Consider the following 13,311-nt stretch of genomic DNA (forward strand, 5'->3'; position numbering starts at 1 on the left):
CCTTTACGTTCCTCGATCTTTCCCGGGCCCTCCCACACCCGCAGGTCGTTTCCGGCAATCTGCAATGAGGTCTTACCTCGGCATGGCGTTGGGCTCAGCGGTCGTAGCGCATGCCCATGGCCTCGCGCACCTCGTCGAGCGTCTGGTTCGCAATCGCGTTCGCGCGGGCGTTGCCGTCATGCAGAATGTCGCGCACGGAATCCATGTCCTTGGCGAGCTCGGCACGACGCTCACGGTGCGGTGCGAGGAATTCGTTCACCGAGTCGATCACATACTTCTTGAGCGCGCCGGCACCGGCATTGCCGATCTCGGCGGCGATCTCACTCGGGTCGCGGCCGGTGACCAGACCCGCGGTGGTGAGCAGCGCGGAGACCTGCGGGCGATTGACCGGGTCGAACGTGATGGTGCGCTCGGAATCGGTGGGGCTCTTCTTGATCAGCTTGGCGGTCTCCTCGGCGGTCGCGCCCAGCATGATCGAATTGCCGTACGATTTGCTCATCTTGCGGCCGTCGAGTCCGGGGATCTCCGGCGCCTCCGACAGAATCGCGGCCGGCTCGGGGAACACCGGGTTCTTCTTCGCATAGCGTTCGTTGAAGCGGCGCGCGATCGTGCGCGTGATTTCGACGTGCGGCAGATTATCCTTGCCGATCGGCACCACGTTCGCCTTGCAGAACAGGATGTCGCACGCCTGGTGAACCGGGTAGGTGAGCAGCAGTCCGGTGAGCGCATGGCCGGAGGATTCCATCTCAGATTTCACCGTCGGGTTGCGGTGCAGCTCGGCTTCGGTGACCAGCGAGAGGAATGGCAGCATGAGCTGATTCTCGGCGGGCACTGCGGAATGCGTGAAGATCATCGTCTTCTCGGGGTCGATGCCGGCGGCCATGTAGTCCAGCACGAGATTGAGCACGTTGTCGTCGATGTGCTCGGTGGTATCGCGGTCGGTGATCACCTGGTAGTCGGCGATGATGATATTCGTGTTCACGCCGAGATTCTGCATGGCGACACGCTCGCGGATGGAGCCGAAGAAGTGGCCGAGATGCAGACGGCCGGTGGGGCGGTCTCCGGTGAGCATGGTGAATTTGCCCGGGTTCGCCTTGAGCTTGGCGAGCGTTTCGTCGGAACGCTTCTTCGCCGCGAGGAAGCTCGCGCTCATTTCATTGCCCGCCGCGGTGAGTTGCGCGTTCATGTCGTCGGTCATGCCGGTAGCCTCTTCTCGTCTGTATGCGTGCGTCTGCATGCGCTGTATGGCCTATGTAATAAAGAATCATCGTAGAAATTCGAGAAGACAACACAATGTGTCTGAAGTGGTGGTACTCTCATATGTGATGAATCGAAACAAATAAGTATCAGGGGGTCGCATGGGCCGCGGACGTCAGAAAGCCAAACAGCAGAAGATCGCCAGGAAGCTCAAGTATATGACCACTGACACGGATTACGACGAGCTTGCCAAGGAATTGGGCGCGCACGAGCCGGGGACCGGCTCATTCGATCCATTTGCCGATGTCGAGAACGACGAATTCGAGGCACAGGACGTCGACGAGACGGTGGATGACCTCGACGAATACGCGAAGTGGGCCGCCGAAGCAGCGGCGAAGGCCACGACCGGAGAGATGCCGGAGACTCACGCGCAACCCAAACCAAAGCCGCACAAGCCGATTCCGATGCCAGTGCCGGAAACCTTCAAACACACAGACCAGCAGGAGTAGATCCGCCGGTTCGGTGACATATGAATTCGTGAGGGGCGTCGCGATGAGCGGCGCCCCTCACGGCGTTCGGGTGCGGATGTGTGTAGATGTGAGTATAGGGCTCGGCATGTGCGCGTCCGCATTGATCCGCATTGAGATGGTAGGCGTCCTATGCAAACGATTGCAAAAAGAGATGCCGTGACGCTCATCCGTACGGCGTCAGCCGAGCGGCAGCAGCGGCGACAGATCGTCGCGCTCGCCGACCGCGCTGATGCGCCCGGCCTTCTGCTCCTCGTGCCATGTGGTGATGCCGCTGGCGACGCGCAGCCAAACCTGCGGATCGAGCTCGATCACGTCGGGAGGTGTGAGATTATGCGGATCCGAGGCGGGGCCTTCCAGGATCTTGACCACCGCGTACGGCGCGACGCGCACCTCCACGCCCGGGCCGGGTGCCTTGATTTCCAGCTGGTGAAGTGAGTAGCGCACGGCCATGGCCATGGTGGCGCGGTCGAGCCGGGGTGCGATGTCGAGGGCCGGCGTGGTCTCGGCTGCTGCGCGCGCCGCCGTGCACCAATCGTCGTATGCCTGCATGCCGCGCATCATATCTTGCTTACGAATTGCTGCCATACTGTGATTCTGCATCGAACGCTCGATAACAATGGGCTGTTTACCCATGGGGCATTAATCCTTGTGAAGACGCTATGGTGATTGCGAAAAACTCGTTTTCTCCGCGTAAAAAGAGACGCCTGGCGGCTGTATTCGTCTCTTTTTACGTCACGGTGAAAGTCATAGGGGAGGAGAAGGGGAAAAGGGGAGAGAGAAGAAGTGTGGAGGTCTGTTGTTCTGCGTAAAAAGTGACATTTGGTAGTCGTATTTGTCTCTTTTTACGCCAAGGGAGGCGTCAAAGAGGGATGCGTCAAAGGGTGTTTTGCGTCAGGGGCTGTTACACCAAAAGGAGGGGAGGGGTAAGCCATGAGATGCAAGGGTGGTCGCGGTAACGAGAGAAGAGTAGTGTGCGGTATATGGATACCAACGTTTGCAATGGTCGCCGCAGTAAACAGTGCGCGAAACGAATGCGGAAAACAGAGCGTTTTTCGTGAAAGGAGCAAGCGGTGGTATATTTTATGAGAACGTATGCAAAAACGGATGCAGCAATGCCCGCCGACGCGCACGTTCGATGAGGAACATATAAAGGGAGTCACGTATGACCGAACTAACGGCACCTAAGTCCCCGCTGACCGCCAACGAATTCGCTGACGAAATTCGACAGGCGCTCAAGTACACACAGGGGGTCACCCCGGAACAGGCCAAGACGGCCGATGTCTATGTTGCCACTGCAACCGTGGTCCGCCGTCATCTCATGGATTCCTGGATGAAGACCCAGCAGGACATGATCAACGGCGACACGAAGGCTGTGGGCTACCTGTCCGCGGAATTCCTGATGGGCAAGCAGCTGCGCAACGCATTGCTCAACGCGGGCCTCACCCCGCAGTTCGAAGAGGCCGTGCGCGGCCTCGGCTTCGACCCGCAGGCAGTGGTCGACGCGGAATACGAACCGGGCCTGGGCAACGGCGGTCTCGGCCGTCTCGCAGCCTGCTTCATCGATTCGCTCGCCTCGCTCGGCGTTCCCGCCTTCGGCTACGGCATCCAGTACAAGTACGGCATCTTCCGCCAGGAATTCGATGACGAGGGTCGCCAGATCGAGCGTCCGGACTACTGGCTGTCCAATGAGGACCCGTGGGGGCACATCGACTACGAGCGCGATCAGCGCGTCAACTTCGGCGGCAAGGTCGTCGAGGAGAACGGCAAGCGTGTGTGGAAGCCGAGCTGGGCCGTGCGCGCGATCCCGGTGGACTACATGGTGCCCGGCTACGCCTCGGGTCGCGTGAACACGCTGCGTCTGTGGCAGGCCCGCTCCTACGACGAGTTCGACCTGCTCACGTTCAACAAGTCCGAGTACCTCGACGCGGTGAAGCCGCAGGTCAAGGCCGAGGATATCTCCAAGGTGCTCTACCCGGAGGACTCCACCGAGGTGGGCAAGGAACTGCGTCTCGAACAGCAGTACTTCTTCGCCAGCGCCTCCATTCACGATGCGATTCGCGTGTTCTACCCGGACACCGACAAGCCGGATCTGACCACCTTCGCCGACAAGATCACGTTCCAGCTCAACGACACCCACCCGGTGATCGGCATTCCGGAGCTCATGCGCATCATGATCGACGAATACGGCTACGACTGGGACACCGCCTGGGAAGTCACCCACAAGACCTTCAACTATACCTGCCACACGCTGCTTCCGGAAGCACTGGAAGTGTGGCCGGCATCGCTCATTGGCAAGCTGCTGCCGCGCCACCTCGAGATCATCGAGCGCATCAACAAGCAGTTCGTCTCCGAGCTCGAGGCCAAGGGTGCCAGCGAAGACCAGATCAAGCGCATGCTGATCCTCACCGACGACGAGCACCCGGTGGTGCGCATGGCCTACCTCGCCACCTACGCCGGCTCCAACGTGAACGGCGTCGCCGAGCTGCACTCCCAGCTGCTCAAGGATGTCACGCTGCGTGACTTCTCCGACGTCTACCCGGCGAAGTTCAAGAACGTGACCAACGGCGTGACCCCACGCCGCTTCATCAAGCTGGCCAATCCGCGCCTCTCCGAGCTCATCACCGAGGGTCTCGGCACCGACAAGTGGCTTGAGGACCTCGATCTGCTCGAAGGCCTCGCGCCGCTCGCCCAGGACGACGAGTTCGTGAAGAAGTTCGCCGCCGTGAAGCACGAGAACAAGGTCGCATTCGCCGACTTCTCCAAGCAGCGCTACGGCGCCGAACTCGATGCCAACACGATGTTCGACACGATGATCAAGCGTCTGCACGAATACAAGCGCCAGGCACTGAAGATCCTCGAGATCATCGCCACGTACTCCGACATCAAGAGCGGCAAGGTCAACGTCCAGGACATCACGCCGCGCACCTACATCTTCGGTGCGAAGGCCGCCCCGGGCTACTACCTCGCCAAGATGACGATCCAGCTCATCAACAACGTGGCCAAGGTGATCGACAACGATCCGGATGTCAACGGCAAGATCAAGATCTTCTTCCCGTGGAACTACAACATCGAGGTCGCGCAGATGCTCATCCCGGCCACCGAGCTCGACGAGCAGATCTCGCAGGCCGGCAAGGAGGCCTCGGGCACCTCGAACATGAAGTTCGCCCTCAACGGCGCGCTCACCGTGGGCACGCTCGACGGCGCGAACGTGGAGATTCGCGAGCGCGTGGGCGCCGACAACTTCTTCCTCTTCGGCATGACCGTCGACGAGGTGGAGAAGATGTACGAGCAGGGCTACGACCCGAGCAAGTACTATGAGGCCGACCCGCGTCTGAAGGCCGCGATCGACATGGTTGCCGACGGCACGTTCTCGAACGGCGACAGGAACACCTACGCCCCGCTGGTCTCCGACTGGCTGACGAAGGACTGGTTCATGACGCTGGCCGACTTCTCCGCCTACCATGACATTCAGGCCGATATCGACGCACTGTATGCCGACCAGCTCGAATGGAACCGTAAGGCGATTCTCAACGTCGCCAACTCCGGTTACTTCAGCTCCGACCGTTCGATCAAGGACTACCTCGACCGCATCTGGCACACCCGTTCGCTCGATAAGTGATGAACGGTAATCTGTTCGCAGATTCCTGATGGGACGCTTTCGGCCTCCGCTCGCATATGCAGGCGGAGGCCGAAAGCATATTGCGCGAGCGTATCTATCTGTTGTGCATTTGCGTAAATAGAGACGCATAGCGCTCGCGGGTGTCCGAAATTACGCAAGATGGACGGGGCGGTCTGCGGATATGCAAAGGCGCCGGGTACTCGAACACGGTACCCGGCGCCCTGCCGTACATGTGTGAACTCAGGCGGCGTCCTTTGCGGCGTCCGCAGCCGGCTGGTCAAGATCGTCCTCGGTCTTGTCCTGTGCCAGGGTCAGGTCGACCGGCGACGAGCTGTTCTCCCACGGCTCCTCCCACGGATCGTAATCCGGGTTCTGCTGCTTGTAGATGTACAGACCAACCACAGCCGCAAGCAGACCACCGAACAGCAGTGCAAAGAACTTCCAACCGTTTGAAGACTTCTTCTCCATGACGGCTCCTTTCAGTATTCTGGTCGTCCGGTTCGGCCCGGTCGACTCTGCCTTCCATCATAAGCCCCACATCGCAAGATGACGCATATTGTGCTCATGGCAAGCGGATGACGCGTGATGTCTTAAGTCCCCAATGATACTCCAGTTCCATGGCGATTCGGTAGTCGGTGCCACGGAGTGTGCCTGGCTGTGCGAATTCGGCAGGAGAATAAGCGGGCGTCGCGGCCGAGTACAGTGGGAGCCATGCCTCGTCGTGGATTTAGTTTGTTCCCTGATTCGCCGTCCGCACGCCGGATATTCTCCGCTGAGTCGTTGCGCGCACGATGGCGCAGCGGTGAGCCGGTGGTGACCTCCGCAATCATTCTCGTATGCGTGGCCGTGTGGCTGCTGGAGACCCTGTTCCGGTTCGTATGGCCGGCAGGGCTTGCCGGCATGCTGGGCTTCGGCATGATGCAGCCGGCTTCGATGACCCGCGAGCCATGGACGCTCGTCACCGCCATGTTCCTGCACCAACCGGCGTCGCTGTGGCACATCGGTTTCAACATGCTCACGCTGTGGTCGGTGGGGCCGGTGCTCGAACGGCTGATGGGGCATTGGGCGTTCCTGATCCTGTACATGGTCTCGGGCATCGGCGGCGATGCGGGCATGATGATCTGGGCGCTGCTCAACCGCTCCGGCGAGGGGTGGTTCACGTCGAGCTACGGCGCCTCGGGTGCGCTGTTCGGCCTGTTCGCCGCGATTCTGGTGGTCTACCGCAAGGTCGGGCAAGACCTCACTTCGATGATTGTGTGGATGGCCATCAACTTTCTCATGCCGGTCATTGTGCCGAACATCGCGTGGCAGGCGCATGTGGGAGGCTTTGTGATAGGCGGTTTGTTCACGATTCTCATGACCGACGGCGTGCGCGCATTGCGGCGTCGCCCGGTGCTGGAACGCGCGCTGATCTATGGCGCGGTGCTGCTGGTGCTGCTGCTCGTGGTGTGCTACGCCTGCAATACCGCGAATCCGATGCGTACCGGCAGCTGGATCCCGTTCCTCGACTAGTTCCTCGTTCCTTGGTCTGCCTTGGTCTCGGACGCGAGGCGTTCCTCACCCGCGTTTACATGGCACTGCGATGGCACGGTGTGCGGATGCTTCCGTATGCCGTGCCATTTCTGTAGATTCAGCGGTCGAACTTTCGGAAGGTTCCGCGAAGCAGGCCATTTCAGGGCATCTTTCCGGCAGATTGTTCGGAAGGTCCCGTGAGATGTGCCGTCGCGGGGTGCATTCGCGGCGTATCCTTCGGATGCTTCCGCAGATTGAGCCATTCAGATGCGAATCTGTGGCATATTGTACGGAGTCTTCCGTGTGATATGCCGTTCGGCGCTCGCGGGTGTCGGTGCGGCTGGTCGGCTGTGCCAATCTGGTCTCAGATTGGCACAACATACGCGCAATACCGCGTGACCTTTGCAAAGCGAGTCCCGTAATGACAATGAAGCGGCTCGGCTACAGGGCCGTATTTGCACGGGCAATCTCATATTGGTGAGGAGGCGGGAGACAACATTGCCTCACACGGCATTTTATTAGGTAATCGACGTAAATATGTCGTGTGAGAAGAAGGGGTGAGACTGCGCAGTGCTCGACGCGCCATTGCACATGCGCGGATCTACAGGTACCGCGGCGCCGCGGTCTGGCAACGGCGGGCAAACAGGTGTTCGATTGCGGTGCCGTAATCTGCGGAGTAGGGAAGTATGAATTCGAACATGTGTTTGAGTTACACGCATGTAGTTTTCCACAAATGTGGAAAACGTTGTGGATAACATGGGTATAGCGTATGGATAAGTGCTCAAGTTATCCACATGGTTATGCACAATCGGTGCAATTCCAATGGTTTCTGCTGTGGAATATTGTGGACAACGTTATCCACAATGGGCAGCGGGGAGTGTGGGCAATCTAGAAATAGGCAACAAGCTGCACGGTATGCCCGTATATAGTGGCAAAATAAGGCAATTTCGGCATGTTATGTCAGAAACGCGGACTTTGCCCACAATTGTGGATAACGATGTGCATATATGCCGGCGGTTACGCACCGCGCAACGCATACGTCGGCTTGCAGCTGATTCCGCGTCACGCACTCCGTCGCAGGCGGAATGGCATGTGGCTGGCGCGCATTTCGCACATCGAGGAAAAGACCGCGGCACATGAGATGGCCAACGGGTGTGGCACGGGTAGTCTCGTGGGTATGGCGAATCTGCAGATGTCACAGGAAACACGCGAATTCATACGCGCGCATGCCGGCGAAGACGTGCGCGAACTGGCATTGCACACGAAACGCGACGTGCCCGGGCTTGACCTGCCGTTCGCACTCGACCAGATTGCCGGCCGCGAGATTGCGCGCACGAAACTGCCGCAGTGGGCCGCGTGCGAGGGCATCGTGTATCCGCCGCATCTGGCGATGGAACAGTGTTCGTCGCAGTTCACCGCGGAATACAAGGCACAGGTGGCGGCACAGCTGGTGGAGGAGGAAAGCGAGCCCACGCTGGTCGATCTCACCGGCGGATTCGGCGTCGATTTCAGCGCCATGGTGCGCGGATTCGCACATGGCACCTATGTGGAGCGGCAGGAGAGGCTGTGCGAGGTCGCGCGGCATAATCTGCGCGAACTTGGTCTCGGCGGTCGCGCTGACGTGGTGTGCGGAGACGGCGTGGATCACCTTGCGCAGATGCCGCCGGCGACGTTGATCTACCTTGACCCGGCGCGCCGTGACGAGCATGGCGCGCGCACCTATGCAATCGAGGACTGCACACCGAACGCCCTCGCACTGCGTGGACAACTGCTCGACAAGGCACCGTTCGTGATGATCAAGCTCTCGCCCATGCTCGACTGGCGCAAGACCATTGCGGATTTCGTCGGCTCGGTTGCGCAGGTGCACATCACCGCGACGGGGAACGAGTGCAAGGAGATTGTGGTCGTGCTGGCGCGCGGCGAGCATGAGCGCGTGCGGGTCGTCTGCGTGAACGATGCGCAGCGGCTTGAATTCGAGGTCGGGGCGGATTCCGCGGGGTCATGGCAGCGCGCGGATGTGCTGGATGCGTGCGAGCTGGGCGCGCAGCGGTACCTGTACGAACCGAACGCGGCGATCATGAAGGCGGGCGCGTTCGGCGAGATCACGCGCAACTATGATGTGCGGCAGATTGGCGCGAACAGTCATCTGTTCGTGAGTGAGCACCCGGTGGCAGATTTTCCCGGGCGCGCGTTCGAGATCACGGCGCTCGGCACGATGAACAAGCGCGACGTCAGGCAGGTGCTTGGCGGAATCTCCGCGGCGAACGTGAGCGTGCGGAACTTCCCGCTCACTGTGCAGCAGTTGCGGCGCAAACTCAAGCTGCGCGACGGCGGAGACGTGTACCTGTTCGCGACCACTGTGGCGGGCGGGCATATGCTGCTGCGCACGCGGAAACTGGCGTGAGCGCGGGACGGGCGCAGAGTCGCGCCGGGCGGCCATTGCGTCGGGCGATTATCTTTGCGTAAAAAGAGACAGATAGAGGCTCTATATGTCCCCTTTTACGCAAAGAAGAAAGAAGGGGGAGAAGAGAAGAAGAAGAGAAAAGGATAGGGAAATCGGTTGTTCTCTGCGTAAAAAGGGACAGAATTGACTGTGGTCTGTCTCTTTTTACGCGGAGATAGGGTAAAAAGAAAATGCGGATATGCCAGCCAGATGGTCAGCGCCAGGCGACTGTCATGAGGAAGCCGATCATGATTAGCGCGAAGCCGACGGCCAGATTCCAGTTACCGATGCCGGGAATCGGGTATTTGGCGGTCATGTAGAACACGACCACCCAGATGAGGCCCACGATCATGAACGCGCAGAACAGCGGCACGAACCAGCTCGGATTGGCCTTCGTGCCCTTGATCGACTCCTCCACGCGCTTCGTGTTCTCCTGCTGGCGTTTGACCATGCGGCGCATCTGCGGAGACATGTCTTTCTCGTCAATCGTGGAGTTGAGCACAGCCTGGATTTTGTCGAGCGAGAGGTCGTCTGCCTCCTCCTCGGAGACCACCGCGGCCTCCTCGGCGCGCTTCTCGTTGTCTTCGGCGCGCTTTTCCTCGCGCTCCGCCTTCTTCTCGGAATCGGTCTGTGGCTCCTCGGTCACCGTCTCGGATTCCACGGCCACGGCATCGCCTTCGGAATCGGTGGCGGCGTCGACCACCACGTCGTCGGTGACGGTGGCGTTGCTGTCTGCGGCGTCGTTTGCCGAGACATCCGCGTCGGTTTTGTGCAGCTCTTCCTCAGCCATTTGTGTAGTCTCCTTTAATCGGCTACCAGTTATCATAGTGGGTATGTGGGAAAGCGGGCCCAGGGCGTCCGCGACCTCAGCAAAACAACCATATTTGGAGGTGGCGATGGCAAAGCACGGTGCCAGGCATGTCAGGAAGACATCGGTGGTGGGGAGCATGGCCGTGCTTGTGGTGGTCGCGTTGGTCGGGTACCTGGTGGTGACGAATCTGCGCGTGAACAAATCCGCGACCGTGTCGAACGACGCCGCGGAACTCATCGAACACCGCGTGCAGCGCGTGGACGAACTGCAAAGCGAAGTGAACAAGCTCGGCTCGCAGATCGACGACTACAACACGCTGCTGCGCAACAACGAGATGCAAAGCGGCAACAGCGAGGAGGCGGGCCAAAGCACGATGCTGCCCGCCGTGACCGGCCCGGGCGTCACCGTGACGCTGAACGACTCGTCGATGTGGCGCAGCGCGGTCGACAGTTCCGGTTCCACCGCCGACATAGACAAGTACGTGGTGCATCAGCAGGACGTCGAGGCGGTGGTGGACGCGCTGTGGGCAGGAGGCGCCGAATCCATGCAGATCATGGACCAGCGCGTGCTGCCGACGTCCGCGGTGATCTGCTCGGGCAACGTGCTGCTGCTGCAGGGCCGCAAATACTCGCCGCCGTTCACGATCTCGGCAATCGGCCCGGTGGACGGCATGCTGCAGTCGCTCGACGATTCACGCGCGATCCAGATCTACAAACAGTATGTGGATGCGTTCGGTCTGGGCTACGACGTGGAAGTGAACCGCTCGCTCACATTCCAGCGCACGCCGCTCGTGCTCAATCCGCTCAGATATGCGAAGGCGTTCGAGTCGGGCGGCTCGAACGAATCTGCGAACGGCGGGCAGACCACTTCCGCCACGAATTGAAAACCGATACAATACAGAGACTTCATACAGCTACAGACTTCACACAGACTTCCGGAACACGGATATGCATGACCCCGAGGAGGCCACATGAAACACGGCGGCAGGCGTGGTAACGCATCCGCACGGCAGGATGGACGGATTGACCGCCTTCCGGAGGTGGGGGGCAAACGGAGCGTCATGCGGTCGGTGGTGATGATCCTCGCGGAGATTCTGCTCACCGTGGGACTGGTGTGCGCGCTGTACGTGGTGTGGATGCAATGGTGGACGGGCGTGCAGTCCGAGAACCGGCAGATCGAGGAACGCCAGAGCGTCGGGTGGGCGCAGCCGGCCAGCGACGGCGCCAATGCGAAAATCGCGCACCCGCAGCAGGGCGACCCTCCGCTGCAACCCGAACATGCGAGCATAGGCGAGCTCATCGGCCGCGTGTACATCCCGCGCTTCGGCGATGCGTGGGAGCGCAATCTCGTGCAGGGCACCGACCTGGCCGAACTCAATCTGCACGGACTCGGGCATTACGTGGACTCGCAGATGCCCGGGCAGGTGGGCAACTTCGCCATTGCGGGGCATCGCAACGGTTATGGGCAGCCGCTCGGCGACGTGGACAAGCTGCAGCCAGGCGACGCCGTCGTGGTGCGCACGAAGGACTACTGGTATGTGTACACCTACACGAACTACACCATCGTCACGCCGGACGAGACGTCGGTGATCTCGGCGAACCCGGAGGACCCGAGCGCGCCGCCGACCAAGCGCCTGCTCACGATGACCACATGCGAGCCGAAATACACCGCGCCGACACATCGTTGGATCAGCTTCGGCGAATTCAAGTACTGGGCGAAGGTGAGCGACGGCGTGCCCGCGGAACTCGCCAAAAAGGGCGCGGATGGCGCGACGAAGTTCATCAGCAACGAGCAGACGCCGTTCTTCGCGAAACTCAAGACGCTGCAGCCGGTGATCTGGGGGGCGCTCATCGCGTACGCAATCATCTTCATCGCGGCGGCGATCGCCTGGCGCTGGCCGCTGCTGCGTGCGATTCGCGAGGGGCGCCGGCCTCGGCCGGATGTGGACATCTACGGCGTGCTCGTGCGGCACCAGCCCGGCCCCGCGCCAATCCGCTGGCTGCTCGCGCTGTTGCTGTTCGTGGCCGTGTCGCTCGCGATCATCGAATGGGCGTGCCCGTGGGCGGCGAGCCATATCGAAATACTGCGCGAAATGTCGAACTACACAGCGGTGAACACGCAGTAGAGCGAGCGCGGGGTGCAGATTGCGGCGTGCTGCGCGCGGCTCGCTTCCTTCGGTCCATGTGTTTCCTGTGTTTCCTTTGCTTCTGCTGCTTCCCTCGCTTCTGCTGTCTTTGCGTAAAAAGAAGACAGATAGGGCCTGCTATCTGTCTTCTTCTACGCAGTGATGAAGTGATGAGTGGACATGCAGGCGCGGTGCGGGGTGCCTGCCGGTAGAATCGGGGCAGACACAGTGAGGAGTGAGATGACCGATTCCGCGCGCATTCTGGTGATAGACAACTACGATTCCTTCGTGTACACGATTGTGGGATATTTGAAGACGCTCGGCGCCACCGTGACCGTGGTGCGCAATGACGCGCTCGACCCGCACGAAGATGGTGTGCTCGACGACTACGACGGCGTGCTCATCTCACCCGGACCGGGGGCGCCGAGCGAGTCAGGCGTGAGCGAGGACGTGATTCGCCTGTGTGCACAGACCGGCACGCCCATGTTCGGTGTCTGCCTCGGCATGCAGGCGCTCGCCGAGGTGTACGGCTGCACCGTGAGCCACGCGCCGACGATCATGCATGGCAAGACCAGTCTGGTAGAGCATGTGGATGATGAGATCTTCGCCGGCGTCGCGAACCCGATGACTGCGACGCGCTATCATTCGCTCGCCGCGGAGCCGGATTCCGTGCCCGACGAGCTGCAGGTGACCGCATGGACCGTGGACGACCACATTGTGCAGGGTATTCGCCATCGCGAACTGCCGTTGTTCGCCGTGCAGTTCCACCCCGAGTCGGTGCTCACGCAGGATGGCTACAGATTGTTTGCGAACTGGCTGGCCGTGTGCGGTCAGGAGTCTGCGGTCGAGAAGAGCCTCGGCCTGCAGCCGAAGCTCGCGGCCGAGTAGCGCGGCTTTCAGGGCCCTGCCGGGACGGCAAGAGGTCGTCACGGGATCGCTGCGCGCCCTTTACGTTCCTCATCCTTGCCGCCCCGGCAGGGCCACGGCGCTACGCGCGGCGGATAATGGGCAGGAGCGTAAACAACGACGTAAAAAGGGACGGAACCATCCTTCATATGTCCCCTTTCACGTCGT

General features: G+C 60.6%; 11 protein-coding genes. 7 read left to right on the plus strand and 4 right to left on the minus strand.

Going from position 1 to position 13,311, the window contains the following annotated elements:
- Positions 1-94: 94 nt before the first annotated feature.
- A complete protein-coding gene (gene trpS, locus OGI63_RS00105) occupies positions 95-1,198 on the minus strand; it encodes a tryptophan--tRNA ligase (protein ID WP_004218354.1) in 1,104 nt (367 codons plus the stop codon).
- A 160-nt stretch (positions 1,199-1,358) separates the two neighbouring features.
- Between trpS and OGI63_RS00110 the strand changes: the two genes are divergently transcribed.
- Positions 1,359-1,706 (plus strand): DUF3073 domain-containing protein, encoded by a 348-nt coding sequence (locus OGI63_RS00110; RefSeq protein ID WP_004218356.1) that lies wholly within the window; start codon positions 1,359-1,361, stop codon positions 1,704-1,706.
- Positions 1,707-1,904: 198 nt separating this feature from the next.
- On the opposite strand, the gene OGI63_RS00115 is transcribed toward OGI63_RS00110, so the two are convergent.
- Entirely contained in the window at positions 1,905-2,312 is a 408-nt protein-coding gene (locus OGI63_RS00115) for a sterol carrier family protein (protein ID WP_012619622.1), read from the minus strand.
- A gap of 577 nt (positions 2,313-2,889) precedes the next feature.
- Here OGI63_RS00115 and OGI63_RS00120 point away from each other — a divergent pair.
- Positions 2,890-5,346 (plus strand): glycogen/starch/alpha-glucan phosphorylase, encoded by a 2,457-nt coding sequence (locus OGI63_RS00120; RefSeq protein ID WP_004218359.1) that lies wholly within the window; start codon positions 2,890-2,892, stop codon positions 5,344-5,346.
- Positions 5,347-5,586: 240 nt separating this feature from the next.
- Here the strand turns inward: OGI63_RS00120 and OGI63_RS00125 are convergent, their stop codons facing one another.
- On the minus strand, positions 5,587-5,814 hold the full coding sequence (locus OGI63_RS00125) for a hypothetical protein (protein ID WP_004218360.1): 228 nt from the start codon (positions 5,812-5,814) through the stop codon (positions 5,587-5,589).
- 243 nt (positions 5,815-6,057) lie between these two features.
- Between OGI63_RS00125 and OGI63_RS00130 the strand changes: the two genes are divergently transcribed.
- Together OGI63_RS00130 and OGI63_RS00135 are read left to right on the plus strand one after the other, a co-directional pair.
- Positions 6,058-6,858: a rhomboid family intramembrane serine protease gene (locus OGI63_RS00130; protein WP_012619624.1), complete on the plus strand. Its 801-nt coding sequence runs from the start codon at positions 6,058-6,060 to the stop codon at positions 6,856-6,858.
- 1,186 nt (positions 6,859-8,044) lie between these two features.
- Entirely contained in the window at positions 8,045-9,262 is a 1,218-nt protein-coding gene (locus OGI63_RS00135; protein WP_404841329.1) for a THUMP-like domain-containing protein, read from the plus strand.
- Positions 9,263-9,515: 253 nt separating this feature from the next.
- Here the strand turns inward: OGI63_RS00135 and crgA are convergent, their stop codons facing one another.
- The gene (gene crgA, locus OGI63_RS00140; protein ID WP_004218363.1) at positions 9,516-10,091 is read right to left on the minus strand and encodes a cell division protein CrgA; all 576 of its coding nucleotides are present in this window, start codon (positions 10,089-10,091) and stop codon (positions 9,516-9,518) included.
- A 106-nt stretch (positions 10,092-10,197) separates the two neighbouring features.
- On the opposite strand from crgA, the gene OGI63_RS00145 reads away from it, so the two are divergent.
- The 3 genes from OGI63_RS00145 (at position 10,198) to OGI63_RS00155 (ending at position 13,125) form a co-directional block, all read left to right on the plus strand.
- A complete protein-coding gene (locus OGI63_RS00145; RefSeq protein ID WP_004218364.1) occupies positions 10,198-10,995 on the plus strand; it encodes a DUF881 domain-containing protein in 798 nt (265 codons plus the stop codon).
- Between the two features lie 87 nt (positions 10,996-11,082).
- The gene (locus tag OGI63_RS00150) at positions 11,083-12,237 is read left to right on the plus strand and encodes a class E sortase (RefSeq protein WP_004218365.1); all 1,155 of its coding nucleotides are present in this window, start codon (positions 11,083-11,085) and stop codon (positions 12,235-12,237) included.
- Positions 12,238-12,477: 240 nt separating this feature from the next.
- Complete coding sequence (locus tag OGI63_RS00155) at positions 12,478-13,125, plus strand: anthranilate synthase component II (protein WP_004218366.1); 648 nt, start codon at positions 12,478-12,480, stop codon at positions 13,123-13,125.
- Positions 13,126-13,311: the final 186 nt, after the last annotated feature.

This window comes from Bifidobacterium sp. KRGSERBCFTRI, from assembly GCF_025908335.1.

Bases quoted from the DNA above. Each gene is read 5' to 3' on its own strand.
- trpS (WP_004218354.1), bottom strand. From the start codon at position 1,198: ATGACCGACGACATGAACGCGCAACTCACCGCGGCGGGCAATGAAATG.
- OGI63_RS00110 (WP_004218356.1), top strand. From the start codon at position 1,359: ATGGGCCGCGGACGTCAGAAAGCCAAACAGCAGAAGATCGCCAGGAAG.
- OGI63_RS00115 (WP_012619622.1), bottom strand. From the start codon at position 2,312: ATGGCAGCAATTCGTAAGCAAGATATGATGCGCGGCATGCAGGCATAC.
- OGI63_RS00120 (WP_004218359.1), top strand. From the start codon at position 2,890: ATGACCGAACTAACGGCACCTAAGTCCCCGCTGACCGCCAACGAATTC.
- OGI63_RS00125 (WP_004218360.1), bottom strand. From the start codon at position 5,814: ATGGAGAAGAAGTCTTCAAACGGTTGGAAGTTCTTTGCACTGCTGTTC.
- OGI63_RS00130 (WP_012619624.1), top strand. From the start codon at position 6,058: ATGCCTCGTCGTGGATTTAGTTTGTTCCCTGATTCGCCGTCCGCACGC.
- crgA (WP_004218363.1), bottom strand. From the start codon at position 10,091: ATGGCTGAGGAAGAGCTGCACAAAACCGACGCGGATGTCTCGGCAAAC.
- OGI63_RS00145 (WP_004218364.1), top strand. From the start codon at position 10,198: ATGGCAAAGCACGGTGCCAGGCATGTCAGGAAGACATCGGTGGTGGGG.
- OGI63_RS00150 (WP_004218365.1), top strand. From the start codon at position 11,083: ATGAAACACGGCGGCAGGCGTGGTAACGCATCCGCACGGCAGGATGGA.
- OGI63_RS00155 (WP_004218366.1), top strand. From the start codon at position 12,478: ATGACCGATTCCGCGCGCATTCTGGTGATAGACAACTACGATTCCTTC.